The sequence below is a fragment of the Streptomyces violascens genome, assembly GCF_014649955.1.
GTDB lineage: Bacteria > Actinomycetota > Actinomycetes > Streptomycetales > Streptomycetaceae > Streptomyces > Streptomyces violascens.
Genome location: NZ_BMUA01000002.1, coordinates 380,407 through 399,614 on the forward strand (window position 1 = coordinate 380,407; position 19,208 = coordinate 399,614).

Consider the following 19,208-nt stretch of genomic DNA (forward strand, 5'->3'; position numbering starts at 1 on the left):
GCGGCTTCGCCCCGTATGATCGGGGGACACCGTCCGGCATGACGGATCGGCTGATGGGGAATTGAATCTCCACAGCCGAGCCGATGTGGCGGCCCGGCTGGCGAATTGGCGTAGAGGGCGGGTTTCACGGGGGCGATTCCCTGCCTATCCTGAAGGGGCCGCATCCGGTCGCCCCCCGCGACCGACGAGTAGGAGGACTCCGTGCCGCTCTCGGAGCACGAGCAGCGCATGCTCGAGCAGATGGAGCGAGCGCTGTACGCCGAAGATCCCAAGTTCGCGACAGCGCTTGAGGGAAGCGGGCTGCGTACATACACCCGGCGACGGGTCTACCAGGCGGTCTTTGGCTTCCTGGTGGGTATCGCGCTCCTCATGACCGGTGTCATGACCCAGATCTGGATCAGTGTGGTGGGCTTCCTCGTCATGCTCGGATGTGCGGTGCTCGCGGTCACCGGCTGGCGCAAGGCGCCGCGTCCCGGTGAACAGGCGCGTGCGGGTGGTTCCGCCGCGCCGCGGCAGGCCCGGCAGCGGCGCTCGATGATGGACCGGATCGAGCAGCGCTGGCAGCGGCGTCGCGACGAGGGGCGCTAGCCCCGCCCCGTTCTGACCTGTACCGAGGGGCGGTCACCTTCTTGAGGTGACCGCCCCTTTGGCATACCCAGGTCCGTGGGGTGCGCCCCAGGCCCGTCGTTCGGCTGCGGGCCGCCGGTGGCTGGTCGCGCAGTTCCCCGCGCCCTCGGCAGTGTTGGTCCTGGCCGGCACCGGCACCTTCAGCACGGGGCGGAGCCCCAGGGCGGACGCTCAGGTGCCGGATGCGGGTTCCGGCGGGGTCTCCTTGCCCCGGCGGGGGCGTAGGCGCTCGGCCAGGGCCTGCGTGCGGACCGCCACTCCCGCCCTCGCCCGTTCCCAGCGTCGCGACAGGGACCAGATCACCCTGACGGCTGAGCGCGGGGCGAGAATTGCTCGCAGGGACAGCCACCGGCCCGCCGCTGCCTGCAGGCCGGCTGCCACCCGGGTCACGTCGTCCGCCAGGCCCGGGGTGGGCCGGGGCTCCGGGGCGTACAGGACCTGCTCCACCGCGGCCGCCGCCCGGTGGACGGACTCGGCCGCCGGGCCGTCGAGGCGGCCCAGGCGGATCACCCGCGCCGCCGCCTTGCGGGGCGTCCGGGAGTCGTCGGGCGCGATGCCGTAGTCCCAGGCCGTGTCGGTGATCTCCTGCCAGGCCGCGAGCGTACGGGCCACCGCGTCGGCCGGGGTGCGCCCGCCCGAGCCGAGCCGCCGGGCCCGCACCCGCCTGCGCCACAGCAGGGGCAGCAGCGGCAGGACGAGCAGCGCGGCCACTCCCAGGGCACTACCGACCAGGGCCGAGGCCGAGGGACCGCTGTCCGTCGGGCCCGCGACGCCCCCCGCGGCCGAGGGGCCGCAGTCGCCCAGGCGTCGTGCGCTGGGCGGGCAGGAATCCGTGGCGGAGGGCGCCGCCGAGGGCTGCGCCGAGGCGCGCTTGGACGGTTCGGCCGGGCTGCTCGGGCCGCCCGCCGGGGCCTGCTGCCGGGTGTAGTCGGGGACGGAACCCCGCGTCGGCGTCGGCTCGAAACGGGTCCAGCCCACGCCCTCGAAGTACAGCTCGGGCCAGGCGTGCGCGTCGCGCAGGCCCACCGACATCGTGCCGTCCGGACGCGCCGCGCCGGGCGTGAAGCCGACCGCGACCCGGGCCGGGATGCCCAGCGTGCGGGCCATCGCGGCCATCGAGAAGGAGAAGTGGACGCAGAAGCCCTCCTTTTCCTTGAGGAAGCCCGCGATCGCCTCGGTGCCGCTGCCCGACTGGACGTGCGTGTTGTACGTGAAGCCGCCGCTGGTGGAGAACCAGTCCTGGAGCTTGACGGCCTTCTCGTAGTTGTTCGCGGCGCCGCTGGTGACCTGCCGCGCGGTCGCGCTCACCACGGAAGGCAGCGAGTCGGGGACCCGGGTGTACTCCCTCAGGAGGTCCGCGGACGGACTCGGGGCATCCGCCAGCTGGGCCGCCGTCGGCCGCACCAGGAGGCTGGAGACCGTGTACTGCGCGCCCCGGGTCGTCTGCTTGCGGTCGCCCACCAGGGTCCGCCCGACCGGCTCGAACCGCCAGTCGCCCTTGATCTTGACCTGGGTCGCGGGGAACGGCATCGGCAGCCAGCTCTGCGCGTACCAGCCGGCCGCCGAGATGCTGGTCTGCACCTCGGTGGTCGCGACCGCCGTGCTCAGCCCGTCCGGCTTCGGCAGCGGATCGGGCACGTCCTTGATGTGCCGTTCCGAGGACTTCCAGGACGCCCCGTCGAACTCGTCGAGAGCGACGATCCGCAGGTACATCTCCTTGGTGTCCTGAGCGTTGGTGTTGTACCGCATCACCTCGCGGTCCTCGGGCTGGTTCAGGCTGTTCTGCAGCGACACCAGCGGGTTGACCGCGGAGATGGTCCCGCCGGCTCCGTCCCCGCCGCCACCGCCGCCGGCCCCGCCGAGCAGCCCGCTGTCCAGCGCGGGCAGCATCGCCGGGATCACCAGCGCGATGCCGAGCGCGAGCGCCCCGATGCGCCGCCCGGTGCGGACCGGGGCCAGCGGCGCGTTGTTCTCGAACACGCTCTGCTGAGGCCGGCCGGGTGCCCGCGCGGCGCCGCCGAAGACCCGCCCCCACTGCGACAGCCGGTCGCGGCCCTCGGCGAGCAGAAGCAACAGATAGCCGGCGGCCGCGAGCACGAACCAGAGCCAGCTCGCGCCGCCCCCGGAGAGCCCCGCGGCCACCGAGTACAGCGCGAGCAGAGGCAGGCCCGCCGGGGCCGCGCTGCGGAACGTCACCGCGAGCGCGTCCACCGCGAGGCCGATGATCAGCACCCCGCCGACCATCATCAGCCGGATCCCCGGGGTGGCCGGCGCCGGGATCGCGTACTGCCCGACGTCCGAAGTGCCTTGCTGGAGAAGGGAGTTGAGATGCTGGAAGGCTTCGGGGCCGGGCAGCAGCCCGCCGATCGCCTGCTGGCGCGCGAACACCAGCGTCACCATCAACAGCGCCACCACGGCCTGGGCGAGCACGGTCAGCGGCCGGGCCAGCGGCACCCGCCGGGCCAGCGCGCCGACCCCGCTCAGGATCGCGAGCAGGAACGCGGCCTGGAGGATCCAGCTCGCCGGGTCGACCAGCGGCAGCATCGAGCACGCCGCCATCACCGTGGCCGCGTAGGCGCACAGCGCCAGCCGTCCGCGCCCGCTCATGACCATCCCCCTGCCGTGCCGGCCGCGCCGCCGGGCGCCGCTCCCGCCTTCGTACGTTCCTGGCCCGCCAAGCGCCACAGCTCCGGCAGGGCCGCTCCCGGACGCACCGCGAGCGCCGTCCAGCCCGACTCGCGCAGCAGCCGCAGCCGCTCCTCGACCGGGCCGCGCGCCTCGGAGCCGTGCATCCACAGACCGCTGTCGAGCACGAAGGCGACCGCCGCGCCGCTGCGCCGCCGCATCTTCGCCGCGACCGCCGCCTGCTCCTCGTCGAGGTCGCCGAAGAACCCGATGAGCAGCCCCTCGTTGCCGCCGCGCAGCACGTCGTACGCGCGCGAGAGGCCGCCGCCGTCGGAGTGGTCGACGACCGCGAGGGTGTCCATCATCAGCCCGGCCGAGTCCGAGGAGTCCTGGGTGGAGCCGGCGAACCCGCCCGCGCCCTCGCCGGGCACCGAACTGCCGGTGTCGGTCAAAAGCCGTACGGAGAAGCCCCGTTCCAGCATGTGCACCAGCGCGGAGGCCGCACCCGCGACCGCCCACTCGAAGGCCGAGTCGGGGCCCGCGCCCGCGTACGCGATGTCCCGGGTGTCGAGCAGCACCGTGCAGCGGGCCCGCTGCGGCTGCTCCTCGCGGCGCACCATCAGCTCGCCGTAGCGGGCGGTGGAGCGCCAGTGCACCCGGCGCAGGTCGTCGCCGTGCCGGTATTCGCGCGGAATGACGTCGTCCTCACCGGCGAGCGCGAGCGAGCGGTGCCGCCCGTCGCCGTACCCGGCGGCCTCGCCGGACAGCCGCACCGGCGGCAGCGGCTCGGTACGGGGGATCACGGTCAGCGTGTCGTACGCGCTGAAGGCGCGGGTCAGCTCGCACATCCCGAAGGGGTCGGTGAGCCGCAGCTGCAACGGGCCGAGGGGATAGCGCCCGCGCAGGTCGGAGCGCACCCGGTAGGAGACCTCGCGCTTGCCGCCCGCCTCGACCCGGTCCAGGACGAAGCGGGGGCGCGGGCCGAGCACGTACGGCACCCGGTCCTGGAGCATGAGCAGGCCGGTGGGCAGCCGCGAGACGTTGTCGATGCGCAGCTGGACCCGGGCCTCGGCGCCGGCCGGGACCCGGCCGGGGGCGAGCTTGCGGCTGCCCGCGACGCGGTAGCGGGTGCGGTAGAGCACGACCGTGCAGACCAGCGGCAGCACGGCGAGCAGCAGTCCGACCCGCAGCAGGTCCTCCTGGCCGAGCACGAAGGCGCAGATCGCGGCGGCGATGCCGGCCGCGAGGAAGGAACGGCCGCGGGTGGTCAGGCCGGCGAAGGCGGCCCACAGTCCGCCCATGGCCTGATCCTCGGCGGACTCGGCGGGGAGCCCCCCGGCCGCCATCACAGCCGCCGGGCGCCGGGCGGCTGCTGGCCGTACAGCGGATTCCCGGCCTGCGGAACGGGCGTGTGCTGGAGGATCTCCAGGACGACCTGCTCGGCGGTGCGCCGGTTGAGCTGGGCCTGTGCGGTGGGCAGCAGCCGGTGCGCGAGGACGGCGACGGCCAGGGCCTGCACGTCGTCGGGGAGCGCGTACTCCCGGCCGCTGAGGGCGGCGGACGCCTTCGCTGCGCGCAGCAGATGGAGCGTGGCGCGCGGCGAGGCGCCGAGTCTGAGATCCGGGTGGTTGCGGGTCGCGCCGACCAGCTGCACCGCGTACCGCCGCACCGAGTCCGCCACGTGCACCTTGCGGACCGCGTCGATGAGCTTGGCGATGTCGTGGGCGTGCGCCACCGGCTGGAGGTCGTCGAGCGGGGAGAGGGCACCGTGCACGTCGAGCATCTGGAGCTCGGCCTCGGGCGTCGGGTACCCCATCGAGACGCGGACCATGAACCGGTCGCGCTGGGCCTCGGGCAGCGGGTAGGTGCCCTCCATCTCGACCGGGTTCTGGGTGGCCACGACCATGAAGGGGCTGGGCAGTTCGTAGGTCTGCCCGTCGATGGTGACCTGCCGCTCCTCCATGGACTCCAGGAGCGCGGACTGCGTCTTGGGCGAGGCGCGGTTGATCTCGTCGCCGATCACGATCTGGGCGAAGATCGCGCCGGGCTTGAACTCGAAGTCCCGCCGCTGCTGGTCGTAGATCGACACGCCCGTGATGTCCGAGGGCAGCAGGTCGGGCGTGAACTGGATGCGCCGGACCGAGCAGTCGATGGACCTGGCCAGTGTCTTGGCCAGCATGGTCTTGCCCACGCCGGGCACGTCCTCGATCAGGAGGTGCCCCTCCGCGAGCAGTACGGTCAGCGAAAGCCGTACGACCTCGGGCTTGCCCTCGATCACACTCTCCACCGACCTGCGGACTCGCTCCGCTGTGGCGGTCAGATCTGTGAGGCTCGCTCGATCGTCATAGGTCGTCACCCGGCCCTCCTCGGCCCTTTCATACGGGCCGATGCACTGCGAACGGCCCGGCCCACCCCGGAATACGGACAGCGCGGCCGAACGGTTCGGACCGGTGTCACTTCCGCATTCTTGTTGCCGTTACCGCGTCGTGTCACTCGCCTGTGGACAACTGCGGGGGATTGATTGTGAGTTGTCCCCCTATTTCCGTTCCTGTGATCGTCAGACGACCGGATCGATTTCCCGCAGCAGGCCCGTCGTCACGTCGAAGACGAAGCCGCGCACGTCCTCGGTGTGCGGCAGGAACGGCGAGGTCCGCACCCGCTGCATGGACTGGCGTACGTCCTGGTCGACGTCGCGGAACGACTCGACGGCCCAGGCCGGCCGCTGCCCGACCTCGTCCTCCAGCTCGTGCCGGAAGTCCTCGGTGAGGGCTTCGAGACCACAGCCGGTGTGGTGGACCAGCATGATGCTCGTCGTGCCGAGCGCCCGCTGGCTGATGGTGAGGGAGCGGATCACGTCATCGGTGACCACACCGCCCGCGTTGCGGATGGTGTGGCAGTCGCCGAGTTCGAGACCGAGCGCCGCGTGCAGGTCGAGCCGGGCATCCATGCAGGCCACGACGGCGACGTGAAGGACGGGACGAGCGTCCATGCCGGGGTCGCGGAACGCGGCGGCGTACCGGCGGTTCGCCTCGACGAGCCGGTCGGTCACCGTCCCCCCGCCCTGGACGGTCAGGTGCGGACGACGGACAGGGGGCTCTGCGGGTATGTGCGCAGGAGTCGACATGCATATGACGGTAGCCGCCACTGATCGTCCAGTCTTGTCATGGGGGCGGAAAAAGACCGTCAACTCGGACGTCTGTGAGGTAACCCACAGGCTCCGCGACGACTCACCCGAACGAGTGAAAAAAGTGCCCGGCGGCGCGCTGAAGGGTTGATTGACCCGAAGAACGAGTGGACTAAAGTGGCGCGAAGTGGGAGCCGTGACACACGGTCTCCCCCTTTACGGAATCCCAAGTTTCCGGGGAGCACTCTTTCCCGGACCTACGTTTACCCGCGTGCGCGGCGCACGTACGGCTCGGCCTCCTCCCGCCCACCGGTCGGCTGACGCCCCTTCCCCGGCGCCAGCCGTTCGTCCCCCACCCCGGGGGAGCGGGGATCCGGCACGTATGCGCGACGCTGCGCCGGATCCTTGAGAGGGCGGCTTTGAGCCAGCGACACGTCCCGGTGATGCTCCAGCGATGCTTGGACATGTTGGCCCCGGCCCTGACCCAGCCGGGTGCGGTCGTCGTCGACTGCACCCTCGGCCTCGGCGGCCACAGCGAGGCACTCCTGACCCAGTTTCCCGAGGCGCGCCTGATCGCCCTCGACCGGGACAAGGAGGCGCTGCGCCTGTCCCGCGAGCGCCTGGCCCCCTTCGGCGAGCGCGCCACCTTGGTCCACGCCGTCTACGACGAGCTGCCCGAGGTCCTCGAACGTCTCGGCACCCCCCGCGTCCAGGGCGTCCTGTTCGACCTCGGTGTCTCCTCGATGCAGCTCGACGAGGCCGACCGCGGCTTCGCCTACGCCCAGGACGCGCCCCTGGACATGCGCATGGACCAGTCGACCGGCATGAGCGCCGCCGAGGTGCTCAACACCTACCCGGCCGGCGAACTCGTACGGATCCTGCGGGCCTACGGCGAGGAGAAGCAGGCCAAGCGGATCGTCTCGGCGATCGTCCGCGAGCGCGAGAAGGAGCCGTTCAGCAACAGCGCCCGGCTCGTCGAGCTGATCCGCGACTCGCTGCCGCAGGCCGCCAAGCGCACCGGCGGCAACCCGTCCAAGCGCACCTTCCAGGCGCTGCGCATCGAGGTCAACGGTGAACTCGCCAGCGTCGAGCGGGCGATCCCCGCGGCCGTCGAGGCCATCGCGGTGGGCGGCCGGGTCGTGGTGCTCTCCTACCAGTCGCTGGAGGACCGCATCGTCAAGCAGGTGTTCGCGGCCGGCGCCGCCAACACCGCGCCGCCGGGGCTTCCGGTGGTGCCCGAGCGTTACCAGCCGCGGCTCAAGCTCCTCACCCGCGGTGCCGAACTCCCCACGGAGGAGGAGGTCGCCGAGAACCGGCGCGCGGCCCCCGCCCGGCTCCGGGGGGTCCAGCGGATCAGGGAGGACGTGTGAGCAAACCGGCCAGGCAGCTGCGCGGCACGGCCGCGCGGCTCGGCAGGCTGATGCCTTCGCAGGCGGCCAACAGTGCCGCCCGCACCCCGTTCGTGCTCCTGGTCGTCACGCTCCTCGGCGGCGGACTCATCGTCCTCCTGGTGCTGAACTCGGCGCTGAACGCGGGCTCCTTCAAGCTCAGCGAGTACCGCAGACAGACCACGGAACGCACCGACGAACAGCAGGCGCTGCAACGGGACGTGGACGACCTGTCCGCCCCCGACGCGCTGTCCCGCCGGGCCGCCGACCTCGGCATGATCCCCGGCGGAAGTCCCGTCTTCCTGGGCCCCGACGGCACCGTCAAGGGCGCCCTCGCCACTGCGGGCGACCCCTCCCCGGCCGAGGCCGCCGAACCCGCGCCGCTGCCCGTGGCGCAGAACCCCGACTCCGCACGCCCCAAGCACCACACCCCGGCCCCCCGGACCCGGCAGTCCGCGAAGACCTCCCCGACCACGGCCCCCGGCAGGTGACGCAGTGAGCCCCAAGGAACCCCCGCGCCGCCGGGTCCCCCCGCCCGCGCGCTCCCGTCCGCCGGCCCGCCGCCCGGCGGCCAAGAAGCTCAGGCTCGGCAGCCACCGGCCCCGGCTTCGCCTGGTCAGCCTCGGCCTCACCCTGGTCATGCTGGCCTTCGTCGTACGCCTCCTCCAGGTGCAGGCCATCGACGCCAGCGCGTATGCGGCCAAGGCCGACAAGAACCGGTACGCCAGCTATGCGCTGCCCGCCGAGCGCGGCCGGATCACCGACCGGGCCGGCATCGCGCTCGCCACCAGCGTCGACGCGTACGACATCACCGCCGACCCCACGCTGTTCACCCCCGAGGCCACCAAGATCCCCGACGCCGCCGCGCAGGCGGCCGCGCTGCTCGCGCCGCTGATCGGCAAGAGCCGGTCGGAGCTCACCAAGAAGCTCAAGACGCCCAAGACCCGCTACGTGGTGCTCGCCCGTCGGCAGACCCCGCAGGTCTGGAACCAGATCAAGGACCTGAAGAAGGTCCTCGGCGAGAAGGCGTCCGCCGACCGCGCCAAGGGCGGCCCCGGCGCCAATGTGCTGGCCGGCGTCCTCAACGAGTCCAGCACCAAGCGCGTGTACCCCAACGGCGACCTCGCCGCCGGGATACTGGGTTACGTCAACGCCGACGGCAAGGGCGGCGGCGGCCTGGAGTCGGCCCTGAACAAGGAGCTGGCCGGCACCGACGGCAAGATCACCTACGCCCAGTCCGGCGGCCGCCGGGTGCCGACCGCCGGCACCCACGAGACCCCGGCCGTGCCCGGCTCCGACGTCGAGCTGACCATCGACCGGGACATCCAGTGGATGGCGCAGAAGGCGATCTCCGACCAGGTCGCCACGTCCGGCGCCGACCGCGGCTACGTCATAGTGCAACGGTCCGACACCGGCGAGGTCCTGGCCATGGCGAACGCGCCCGGCTTCGACCCGAACGACCTCGCCCAGGCCAACTCGGCCGCCATGGGCAACGCCGCGCTCCAGGACGCCTTCGAGCCCGGCTCCACCGCCAAGGTCATGTCCATGGCGGCGGTCCTGGAGCAGGGCGTCGCGACGCCCGAGACCCACGTGGTGGTGCCCAACCGGCTCCAGCGCGGCGACCGCCTCTTCAAGGACGACATCGACCACCCCACCTGGAACCTGACGCTCAACGGCGTGCTCGCCAAGTCCAGCAACATCGGCACCATCCTCGCCGTCGAGCAGCTGGGCAAGACCGACGCCGAGGCCGACAACGTCCTGTACTCCTACCTGCGCAAGTTCGGGCTCGGCTCGCCCAGTGGGCTCAACTTCCCCGGGGAGACCCCGGGCATCCTCGCCCCCGCGAGCAAGTGGTCGACCTCGCAGCAGTACACGGTCCGGTTCGGCCAGGGCCTCTCGCTCAACGCGATGCAGGCCGCCTCGGTGTACTCGACCATCGCCAACGGCGGCGTACGCGTCGAGCCGACGCTGGTGCGCGGCACCAAGGGCCCCGACGGGCGGTTCACCCCCGCTCCCGCACCCAAGCAGTCCCGGGTGGTCAGCGAGAAGACCGCCAAGACGCTCGCCCAGATGCTGGAGTCGGTCGTCGGCGACGCCGAGGGCACCGGAACCAAGGCCGCCATCCCCGGCTACCGGGTCGCGGGCAAGACCGGCACCGCCAACCGCATCGACCCCAAGACCGGCACCTACCGGGGCTACACCGCCTCCTTCGCCGGCTTCGCCCCCGCCGACAACCCCAAGATCACCGTCTACTGCGCCATCCAGAACCCCACCAGGGGCAGCTACTTCGGCGGCCAGATCTGCGGCCCCATCTACAAGCAGGTCATGGAGTTCGCCCTCAAGACCCTCCAGATCCCGCCGACCGGAGCCCAGCCTCCCAACCTGCCCGTCACCTTCGGCGGCAACGACTGAATCCGGAAGCCTCAGTGACAACCATCACCCAGGGCCCTGGGAACCAGGACGGGACCCAGGACGCCGTGCCCCCCTCTTTTGGCGACCCGGCGGGTGCGCCCGGTACGCTCACCGCCGTGCCACACGCTGATCAGTACCGAACCGCCCAGCAGGACGCCCCCGCGAAACAGCCGGGAGCGCCCCGACCGGAACAGGCCCGTCCGACCCCGCTCGGCGAGCTGGCCGAGCGACTGGGGACGGGCAACCCCGGACCGGGAGAGGTCACCGGCATCACGCACGACTCCCGGGCGGTACGCCCCGGAGACCTGTACGCCGCTCTGCCGGGCGCCAACGCGCACGGCGCCGACTTCGCCCCGCAGGCCGCGAGCCTGGGGGCAGTCGCGATCCTCACCGACCCGGCGGGCCGCGACCGCGCCGCCGCGACCGGCCTGCCGGTCCTGGTCGCGGGGGACCCGCGCGGCCGGATGGGCGAGCTCGCCGCCGAGATCTACGGACACCCCGGGCGCGAGCTCCTCCAGCTCGGCATCACCGGAACCTCCGGCAAGACCACGACCGCCTACCTCGTCGAGGGCGGCCTGCGCGGCGCCGGGCACGCGACCGGCCTGATCGGCACGGTCGAGATGCGGATCGGCGACGAGCGCATCAAGTCCGAGCGCACCACCCCCGAGGCCACCGACCTCCAGGCGCTGTTCGCGGTCATGCGCGAGCGCGGCGTCGACTCGGTCGCCATGGAGGTCTCCAGCCACGCCCTCGTGCTCGGCCGGGTCGACGGCTGCGTCTTCGACGTCGCCGTCTTCAACAACCTCAGCCCGGAGCACATGGAGTTCCACTCCGGCATGGAGGACTACTTCCAGGCCAAGGCCCAGCTGTTCACACCGCAGCGAGCCAGGCGCGGCGTCGTCAACTTCGACGACGAGTACGGCCGGCGCCTCGTGACGGAGGCGGGGATCGAGATCACCACCTTCTCCGCCGAGGGCCACCCGGACGCCGACTGGCGGGCCGAGGACGTCCAGGTGCGCCAGGACAGCAGCACCTTCACCGTCGTCGGCCCCAAGGGCGAGCGGATCTCTGCCACCGCCCCGCTGCCGGGCCCGTTCAACGTGGCGAACACCCTCGCCGCCATCGTGACGCTGGCCGTCGCCGGCCTCGACGCGCAGACCGCCGCCGACGGAGTGGCCGCCGTACCCGGCGTGCCCGGCCGCCTGGAGCGCGTGGACGCGGGCCAGCCCTACCTTGCCGTCGTCGACTACGCCCACAAGACGGACGCCGTCGAGTCGGTGCTGCGCTCACTGCGCAAGGTCACCGAGGGCAAGCTGCACATCGTGCTCGGCTGCGGCGGCGACCGCGACCGGACCAAGCGCGCCCCGATGGGGGCCGCCGCCGCCCGGCTCGCCGACACCGCCGTACTGACCTCCGACAACCCCCGCTCCGAGGACCCCCTCGCGATCCTCGCCGCGATGCTGGCGGGCGCCGCCGAGGTGCCCGAGCACGAGCGCGGCGAGGTCCAGGTCTTCGAGGACCGGGCCGCCGCCATCGCGTCGGCCGTCGCCCGTGCCGAACCCGGCGACACCGTGCTGGTCGCGGGCAAGGGCCATGAACAGGGCCAGGACATCCACGGAGTGGTCCGCCCCTTCGACGACCGACTGGTGCTCCTCGCCGCCATCCAGAAAAGTCAGGGATGAAGTAGTGATCGCCCTCTCCCTCGCCGAGATCGCCGAAATCGTCGGCGGGCAGCCGCACGACATACCGGATCCGTCCGTCACGGTCACCGGCCCCGTCGTCATCGACTCCCGCCAGGTGGCGGCCGGTTCGCTCTTCGTGGCCTTCGCCGGCGAACGCGTCGACGGCCACGACTACGCGCAGCGCGCCTTCGAGGCGGGCTGCGCGGTGGTCCTGGCGGCCCGCCCGGTCGGCGTGCCCGCGATCGTGGTCGACGACGTACAGGCCGCCCTCGGCGCCCTCGCCCGTGACGTCGTACGCCGCCTCGGCACCGAAGTCGTCGCCCTCACCGGCTCGTCGGGCAAGACGTCCACCAAGGACCTGATCGCGCAGGTGCTCCAGCGCCACGCGCCGACGGTCTTCACGCCGGGCTCCCTCAACAACGAGATCGGCCTGCCGCTGACCGCGCTCACCGCCTCCGCGGACACCAGGCACCTGGTCCTGGAGATGGGCGCGCGCGGCATCGGACACATCCGCTACCTCACCGGCCTGACCCCGCCCAGGATCGGTCTCGTCCTCAACGTCGGGACCGCCCACATCGGCGAGTTCGGCGGCCGGGACCAGATCGCCCTGGCCAAGGGCGAGTTGGTGGAGGTCCTGCCCGAGGACGGCTGCGCCGTCCTCAACGCGGACGACCCCCTGGTACGGGCCATGGCGTCCCGGACGAAGGCGCGCGTGCTGCTCTTCGGCGAGGCCAAGGACGCGGACGTACGTGCCGAGAATGTCCGGCTCACCGCGTCGGGACAGCCCTCCTTCAGCCTTCACACACCCTCCGGGTGCAGCGATGTGACGTTGCGCCTGTACGGTGAGCACCACGTGTCGAACGCGCTCGCCGCGGCCGCCGTCGCCCATGAGTTGGGCATGTCCGCAGACGAGATCGCCCGCGCGCTCTCCGAGGCGGGCACCCTCTCCCGCTGGCGTATGGAGGTCACCGAGCGTCCGGACGGTGTGACGGTCGTCAACGACGCCTACAACGCGAACCCCGAATCCATGCGAGCCGCTCTTCGCGCGCTCGCGGCCATGGGAAACGGGCGCCGCACGTGGGCGGTGCTCGGTCCGATGGCCGAACTCGGCGACGACTCGCTCGCCGAGCACGACGCGGTCGGACGGCTCGCCGTCCGGCTCAACGTCAGCAAGCTCGTGGCAGTCGGGGGCCGGGAAGCGTCCTGGCTGCAACTGGGCGCATATAACGAGGGTTCGTGGGGTGAGGAGTCGGTGCACGTGTCCGACGCACAGGCGGCCGTCGACCTGCTGCGCAGTGAACTGCGGCCGGGAGACGTCGTGCTGGTGAAGGCATCCAGGTCGATCGGCCTGGAGCGGGTGGCACTGGCGCTGCTCGACAACGCCGTCGAGGGTGAGGTCGCCGCCCGATGAGGCAGATCCTCTTCGCGGGAGCCATCGGTCTGTTCCTGACCCTGGTCGGCACCCCGCTGCTCATCAAGCTGCTCGCCCGCAAGGGCTACGGCCAGTTCATCCGTGACGACGGCCCGCGCGGCCACGCCGGGAAGAAGGGCACACCCACCATGGGTGGCATCGCCTTCATCCTGGCCACGCTGATCGCGTACGCGCTGACCAAGGTGATCACCAGCGAGGACCCGACGTTCTCGGGCCTGCTGGTGCTCTTCCTGACCGCCGGTATGGGCATGGTCGGCTTCCTCGACGACTACATCAAGATCGTCAAGCAGCGTTCGCTGGGCCTGCGGGCCAAGGCCAAGATGGCCGGACAGCTGATCGTCGGCATCGCCTTCGCGGTGCTCGCCCTCCAGTTCGCGGACGCCCGGGGCAACACCCCGGCCTCCACCAGGCTGTCGTTCATCAACGACTTCGGCTGGTCGATCGGCCCGGTGATCTTCGTGGTCTGGGCGCTGTTCATGATCCTCGCGATGTCGAACGGCGTGAACCTGACGGACGGTCTGGACGGCCTGGCCACCGGTGCCTCCGTGATGGTCTTCGGCGCGTACACCTTCATCGGCCTGTGGCAGTTCCAGGAGTCCTGCGCCAACGCGCAGACCCTGACCAACCCCAACGCCTGCTTCGAAGTGCGAGATCCGCTCGACCTCGCCGTCGTCGCCTCGGCCCTGATGGGCTCCTGCTTCGGCTTCCTGTGGTGGAACACCTCGCCCGCCAAGATCTTCATGGGTGACACCGGTTCGCTCGCGCTCGGCGGCGCGCTCGCCGGCCTCGCGATCTGCTCCCGTACGGAGTTCCTGATCGCCCTGCTCGGCGGCCTGTTCGTACTGATCACGATGTCCGTGGTCATCCAGGTCGGCTCGTTCAAGATGACCGGCAAGCGGGTCTTCCGGATGGCGCCGCTCCAGCACCACTTCGAACTCAAGGGGTGGTCCGAAGTCCTTGTCGTGGTCCGGTTCTGGATCATCCAGGGCATGTGCGTCATCGTGGGTCTGGGACTCTTCTACGCGGGATGGGCAGCCGACAAGTGAGCACCACCTGGCAGGGCAAGCGCGTGACGGTGGCCGGCCTCGGCGTCTCCGGGATGCCGGTGGCCCGGGTCCTCAACGGGCTCGGCGCCGCCGTCACGGTCGTCAACGAGGGCGCCGACGAGCGCTCCCGCACGCAGGCCGCGGAGTTGGAGGCGCAGGGCATCACCGTGCGCCTCGGCGACGGGGCCACCCTGCCCGAGGGCACCGAGCTCATCGTCACCACCCCCGGCTGGCGGCCCGACAAGCCGCTGTTCGCGGCCGCCGCCGAGGCGGGCGTCCCGGTCTGGGGCGATGTGGAACTGGCCTGGCGCCTGCGCGACCTGGACGGCCGCACGCCGGCCCCCTGGCTCGCGATCACCGGCACCAACGGCAAGACCACCACCACCCAGATGCTGGCCTCCATCCTGCGCGCGGCCGGCCTGCGTACCGCCGCCGTCGGCAACATCGGCGTCTCGCTGCTCGACGTGGTCCTCGGCGAGGAGCAGTACGACGTCCTGGCCGTCGAGCTCTCCAGCTACCAGCTGCACTGGGCGCCCTCGCTGCGCGCCCACTCGGCCGCCGTCCTCAACCTGGCGCCGGACCACCTCGACTGGCACGGCTCCATGGAGGCGTACGCCGCCGACAAGGGCCGCATCTACGAGGGCAACACGGTGGCCTGCGTCTACAACGCGGAGGACAAGGCGACCGAGCACCTGGTGCGCGAGGCCGACGTGGAGGAGGGCTGCCGGGCGATCGGCTTCACCCTCGCCACCCCCGGGCCCTCCCAGCTCGGCGTGGTCGACGGCATCCTGGTCGACCGGGCCTTCGTGCAGAACCGGCAGAAGAACGCCCAGGAGCTCGCCGAGGTGTCCGACGTCTTCCCGCCGGCCCCGCACAACATCGCCAACGCCCTCGCGGCGGCCGCCCTGGCGCGCGCCTTCGGCGTCGAGCCCAAGGCCGTACGCGACGGCCTGAAGGCCTTCCGCCCCGACGCGCACCGCATCGAGCACATCGCGGACATCGCGTCGGTGGCGTACATCGACGACTCCAAGGCCACCAACACCCATGCCGCCGAGGCCTCCTTGGCGGCGTACGACCCGATCGTCTGGATCGCCGGGGGCCTTGCCAAGGGCGCCTCCTTCGACGAGCTCGTCCAGCGCTCGGCCAAGCGGCTGCGTGGAGTCGTCCTCATGGGCGCCGAGCGCCACCTGATCGCCGAAGCCCTGGCGCGACACGCGCCCGAGGTCCCGGTGGTGGACCTCGACCGGACCGACACTGGGGCGATGTCGGCGGCGGTCCGCGAGGCGGCCGGGCTCGCCCGGCCGGGCGACACCGTCCTGTTGGCCCCGGCCTGCGCCTCGATGGACATGTTCGCGAACTACAACAAGCGCGGCGAGGCCTTCGCGGAAGCGGTCCGCGAACTCGCCGCAGGGCACGCCTAGCCGGACCACCCGTTCCACGGACCGGCGGCGCCGGGCACGACTGGAGGGGACAGCACACATGGCGGCCGATGTTCTTGGCGGCTCCGGGGACACCCCGCGCGGGGTCCCCGTACTCGCCGGTCTTCTCCTGCGCAGCCGCACCGCCGGGCCGGTGCGCCGCCCCGCCGTCCGCGGCGGCACCGGCGGCGCCCCCCGGCGGCCCGGGCAGCGCGGCCCCAGGCGCCTGATCGACCAGTTCAGGAGGGCCTGGGACCGCCCTCTGACGGCGTACTACCTGATCCTCGGCAGCGCCCTGCTCATCACCGTGCTCGGCCTCGTGATGGTCTACTCCGCCTCGATGATCAAGGCGCTCGAACTGTCGCTGCCGGGCTCGTACTTCTTCCGCAAACAGTTCCTCGCGGCCGTCATCGGCGGCGGCCTCATGATCGTCGCAGCCCGCATGCCCGCCAAGCTCCACCGGGCGCTCGCCTACCCGATGCTGGCCGGCACGGTCTTCCTGCTGATCCTGGTGCAGATCCCCGGGATAGGGAAATCCGTCAACGGCAACCAGAACTGGCTCTACGTCGGCGGCCCCTTCCAGCTCCAGCCCAGCGAGTTCGCCAAGCTGGCGCTGCTCCTGTGGGGTGCCGATCTGCTCGCCCGCAAGCAGGACAAGCGGCTCCTGACCGAGTGGAAGCACATGCTGGTGCCGCTCGTGCCGGTCGCCCTGCTGCTGCTCGGGCTCATCATGCTCGGCGGCGACATGGGCACGACGATCGTCCTGACCGCGGTCCTGTTCGGCCTGCTCTGGCTGGCCGGCGCCCCCACCCGGCTCTTCTCGGGCGTGCTCGCCGTCGCGGGCGTCCTGGCCGCCGTCTTCATCAAGATCAGCCCGCACCGGATGGGCCGGCTCGACTGCATCGGCGCCACCGACCCGGGCCCGCAGGACCAGTGCTGGCAGGCGGTGCACGGAATCTACGCGCTCGCCTCCGGCGGATGGTTCGGATCCGGCCTGGGTGCAAGTGTGGAGAAATGGGGTCAACTCCCCGAGCCCCACACCGACTTCATCTTCGCCGTCACCGGTGAGGAACTGGGTCTGGCAGGGACGCTGTCGGTCGTCGCCCTCTTCGCGGCTCTAGGCTATGCGGGTATCCGCGTGGCCGGACGCACGGAGGACCCCTTCGTGAGGTACGCCGCGGGAGGTGTGACCACCTGGATCGTGGCTCAGGCCGTGATCAATATCGGTGCGGTGCTCGGCCTGTTGCCGATCGCCGGTGTCCCGCTCCCGCTGTTCTCCTACGGAGGGTCCGCGCTGCTGCCGACCATGTTCGCCGTGGGGCTCCTGATCGCGTTCGCGCGGGACGACCCCGCGGCGCGGGCGGCGCTTGCCATGCGGCAGCCTCGGGTGAGTTGGAAGTCGATGAGACGGCGCGTCAAGAAGCGTCCGTCCGGAGAGCGGTGAATTTCGGTGCATGTCGTACTCGCCGGTGGGGGGACCGCCGGCCACATCGAGCCCGCGCTCGCCCTCGCGGACGCCCTGCGCAGGCAGGACCCCACCGTGGGGATCACGGCACTCGGTACGGAGAAGGGCCTGGAGACGCGGCTCGTGCCCGAGCGCGGCTACGAGCTCGCGCTCATCCCGGCCGTCCCGCTGCCCCGCAGGCCCACCCCTGAGCTGATCACCGTCCCCGGGCGGCTGCGCGGCACCATCAAGGCCGCCGAGCAGATCCTGGAGCGCACCAAGGCCGACTGTGTCGTCGGCTTCGGCGGCTATGTGGCGCTGCCCGGCTACCTCGCGGCCAAGCGGCTCGGGGTACCGATCGTGGTCCACGAGGCCAACGCCCGGCCGGGCCTGGCCAACAAGATCGGCTCGCGGTACGCGGCCTCGGTGGCCGTCGCCACCCCGGACAGCAAGCTGCGCAACTCCCGCTACATCGGCATCCCGTTGCGCTACTCGATCGCCACGCTCGACCGGGCCCGGGTCCGCCCCGAGGCGCGTGCCGCGTTCGGGCTCGACCCGGGTCTGCCGACGCTGCTCGTCTCCGGCGGCTCGCAGGGCGCCCGGCGCCTGAACGAGGTCATCCAGCAGATCGCCCCGGTGCTCCAGCGCTCCGGCATTCAGATCCTGCACGCGGTCGGCCCGAAGAACGAACTGCCGCGTGTCGACAACATGCCCGGGATGCCGCCGTATGTCCCGGTACCGTACGTGGACCGGATGGATCTCGCGTACGCCGCGGCCGACATGATGCTCTGCCGCGCGGGCGCGATGACCGTCGCCGAACTCTCCGCCGTCGGGCTGCCCGCCGCCTACGTACCGCTGCCGATCGGCAACGGCGAACAGCGGCTGAACGCCCAGCCGGTGGTGAAGGCCGGCGGCGGACTCCTTGTCGACGACGCCGAACTCACTCCCGAGTGGGTGCAGGGCAACGTCCTCCCGGTGCTCGCCGACCCGCACCGGCTGTACGAGATGTCGCGCTCCGCCGCCGAGTTCGGGCGGCGGGACGCCGACCAACTCCTCGTGCAGATGGTGTACGAGGCCATCGCAGGACGCTGATCAACTGACGGAAGGCAGGGACCGTGGCCGGACAGGCGACCGCTCAGCGCGGTGGCGGACAGACCAAGAAGTCCGTGAAGTCCGGCCGGTCCGGCCCCCGTCCCCGGCGGAGCCGCCGCTTCCGGCTGCCTCGCCGGCGGGGCCCGATCATCCTGGCCGTCGTCGTCGTTCTCCTCGGTGCGGGCCTCGTCTGGGCGCTCTACGGCTCCACCTGGCTGCGCGTCGAGCACGTGAAGACCACCGGGACGGAGGTCCTGACGCCCCAGGAGGTCGAGGCGGTGGCCGCGGTGCCGATCGGTTCGCCGCTGATTTCCGTCGACACGGGGGCGATTGAGACGCGATTGCGCCAGAAACTGCCGCGTATCGACTCCGTCGAGGTGGGCCGTTCCTGGCCGCACGGGATCGGTCTGAAAGTGACCGAACGCAAGCCCGTCCTGGTCATGAAGAGCGGTGCGAAGTTCGACGAAGTGGACGCGAAGGGTGTGCGTTTCGCCACCATCCAACAGCCCCTCAGCGGCGTCCCGCTGCTCGAATTGACCCCCTCGCACTCCCCGAGCCAGCGGCGGTTCGGCACCGACCGGCTCGTCCTCGAAGCGGTGGGCATCGCGGGTGAACTCCCGCCCGCCGTCGCCAAGGAGACGCGTTCCGTCAAGATTTCCACGTACGACTCCGTCACGTTGGAGTTGACCGGTGGCCGCAGTGTGCTGTGGGGAAGCAGCGCGGAAGGTGAGCTGAAGGGACGTACCCTCAGTGCACTGATGAAAGCGCGGCCGAAGTCGGTCCGCTTCGATGTGAGCGCCCCCACCGCCCCTGCGGTATCGGGTAGTTGACGGACATATGCGCTGGCCAGCACCCTGGTTGGTCAGCGACACGGGTGATCACATAGGGTGAAAAGAAAAACGGGAGGTTCGGCGTGTT

The 19,208-nt window shown here is 71.5% G+C and carries 15 protein-coding genes; 11 read left to right on the plus strand and 4 right to left on the minus strand.

All coding sequences use genetic code 11. The annotated features are described in order from the left end of the window. The first annotated feature begins 201 nt into the window (after positions 1-201). Positions 202-588: an SCO2097 family morphological protein gene (locus IE206_RS06840; protein ID WP_189961098.1), complete on the plus strand. Its 387-nt coding sequence runs from the start codon at positions 202-204 to the stop codon at positions 586-588. Positions 589-798: 210 nt separating this feature from the next. On the opposite strand, the gene IE206_RS06845 is transcribed toward IE206_RS06840, so the two are convergent. The 4 genes from IE206_RS06845 to IE206_RS06860 form a co-directional block, all read right to left on the minus strand. Then, positions 799-3,234, minus strand: coding sequence for a transglutaminase TgpA family protein (locus tag IE206_RS06845; RefSeq protein WP_189961099.1), 2,436 nt, complete (start codon positions 3,232-3,234; stop codon positions 799-801). Then, the gene (locus tag IE206_RS06850) at positions 3,231-4,598 is read right to left on the minus strand and encodes a DUF58 domain-containing protein (RefSeq protein WP_189961100.1); all 1,368 of its coding nucleotides are present in this window, start codon (positions 4,596-4,598) and stop codon (positions 3,231-3,233) included. Before IE206_RS06850 ends, IE206_RS06845 begins: the two co-directional genes overlap by 4 nt. Further along, positions 4,598-5,608 (minus strand): AAA family ATPase, encoded by a 1,011-nt coding sequence (locus IE206_RS06855; RefSeq protein WP_189961101.1) that lies wholly within the window; start codon positions 5,606-5,608, stop codon positions 4,598-4,600. The genes IE206_RS06850 and IE206_RS06855 overlap by 1 nt, the downstream gene beginning before the upstream one ends. A 201-nt stretch (positions 5,609-5,809) precedes the next feature. Continuing rightward, positions 5,810-6,376 carry a beta-class carbonic anhydrase gene (locus tag IE206_RS06860; RefSeq protein WP_226598770.1) on the minus strand — a complete coding sequence of 189 codons (567 nt, stop codon included), beginning with the start codon at positions 6,374-6,376 and terminating at the stop codon, positions 5,810-5,812. Positions 6,377-6,795: 419 nt separating this feature from the next. Here IE206_RS06860 and rsmH point away from each other — a divergent pair, with 419 nt between their 5' ends. From rsmH to IE206_RS06910, 10 genes are read left to right on the plus strand one after another with little or no spacing between them, the layout of a single operon-like run. After that, on the plus strand, positions 6,796-7,746 hold the full coding sequence (gene rsmH / locus IE206_RS06865; protein WP_189961102.1) for a 16S rRNA (cytosine(1402)-N(4))-methyltransferase RsmH: 951 nt from the start codon (positions 6,796-6,798) through the stop codon (positions 7,744-7,746). Next, positions 7,743-8,255, plus strand: coding sequence for a cell division protein FtsL (ftsL, locus tag IE206_RS06870; RefSeq protein WP_189961103.1), 513 nt, complete (start codon positions 7,743-7,745; stop codon positions 8,253-8,255). The genes rsmH and ftsL overlap by 4 nt, the downstream gene beginning before the upstream one ends. Positions 8,256-8,259: 4 nt before the next feature. After that, the gene (locus tag IE206_RS06875; RefSeq protein ID WP_189961104.1) at positions 8,260-10,176 is read left to right on the plus strand and encodes a peptidoglycan D,D-transpeptidase FtsI family protein; all 1,917 of its coding nucleotides are present in this window, start codon (positions 8,260-8,262) and stop codon (positions 10,174-10,176) included. Positions 10,177-10,190: 14 nt separating this feature from the next. Further along, on the plus strand, positions 10,191-11,858 hold the full coding sequence (locus IE206_RS06880) for a UDP-N-acetylmuramoyl-L-alanyl-D-glutamate--2,6-diaminopimelate ligase (protein ID WP_189961105.1): 1,668 nt from the start codon (positions 10,191-10,193) through the stop codon (positions 11,856-11,858). A 4-nt stretch (positions 11,859-11,862) separates the two neighbouring features. Then, positions 11,863-13,269: a UDP-N-acetylmuramoyl-tripeptide--D-alanyl-D-alanine ligase gene (locus IE206_RS06885; RefSeq protein WP_189961106.1), complete on the plus strand. Its 1,407-nt coding sequence runs from the start codon at positions 11,863-11,865 to the stop codon at positions 13,267-13,269. Then, positions 13,266-14,336, plus strand: a complete 1,071-nt coding sequence (gene mraY, locus IE206_RS06890; RefSeq protein ID WP_053727773.1) for a phospho-N-acetylmuramoyl-pentapeptide-transferase — start codon at positions 13,266-13,268, stop codon at positions 14,334-14,336. The genes IE206_RS06885 and mraY overlap by 4 nt, the downstream gene beginning before the upstream one ends. Beyond that, positions 14,318-15,757, plus strand: a complete 1,440-nt coding sequence (gene murD, locus IE206_RS06895; protein WP_189961107.1) for a UDP-N-acetylmuramoyl-L-alanine--D-glutamate ligase — start codon at positions 14,318-14,320, stop codon at positions 15,755-15,757. The genes mraY and murD overlap by 19 nt, the downstream gene beginning before the upstream one ends. Positions 15,758-15,815: 58 nt before the next feature. Further along, a complete protein-coding gene (gene ftsW, locus IE206_RS06900) occupies positions 15,816-17,198 on the plus strand; it encodes a putative lipid II flippase FtsW (protein WP_189961108.1) in 1,383 nt (460 codons plus the stop codon). 6 nt (positions 17,199-17,204) lie between these two features. Continuing rightward, on the plus strand, positions 17,205-18,290 hold the full coding sequence (murG, locus tag IE206_RS06905; protein WP_053727775.1) for an undecaprenyldiphospho-muramoylpentapeptide beta-N-acetylglucosaminyltransferase: 1,086 nt from the start codon (positions 17,205-17,207) through the stop codon (positions 18,288-18,290). A 23-nt stretch (positions 18,291-18,313) separates the two neighbouring features. Next, positions 18,314-19,120, plus strand: coding sequence for a cell division protein FtsQ/DivIB (locus tag IE206_RS06910; protein ID WP_189961109.1), 807 nt, complete (start codon positions 18,314-18,316; stop codon positions 19,118-19,120). Positions 19,121-19,208 lie beyond the last annotated feature (88 nt).

Coding starts and splice junctions, on each gene's coding strand:
- mraY (WP_053727773.1), top strand. CDS start 13,266: ATGAGGCAGATCCTCTTCGCGGGAGCCATCGGTCTGTTCCTGACCCTG.
- ftsW (WP_189961108.1), top strand. CDS start 15,816: ATGGCGGCCGATGTTCTTGGCGGCTCCGGGGACACCCCGCGCGGGGTC.
- IE206_RS06860 (WP_226598770.1), bottom strand. CDS start 6,376: ATGTCGACTCCTGCGCACATACCCGCAGAGCCCCCTGTCCGTCGTCCG.
- murD (WP_189961107.1), top strand. CDS start 14,318: ATGGGCAGCCGACAAGTGAGCACCACCTGGCAGGGCAAGCGCGTGACG.
- IE206_RS06845 (WP_189961099.1), bottom strand. CDS start 3,234: ATGAGCGGGCGCGGACGGCTGGCGCTGTGCGCCTACGCGGCCACGGTG.
- IE206_RS06850 (WP_189961100.1), bottom strand. CDS start 4,598: ATGGCGGCCGGGGGGCTCCCCGCCGAGTCCGCCGAGGATCAGGCCATG.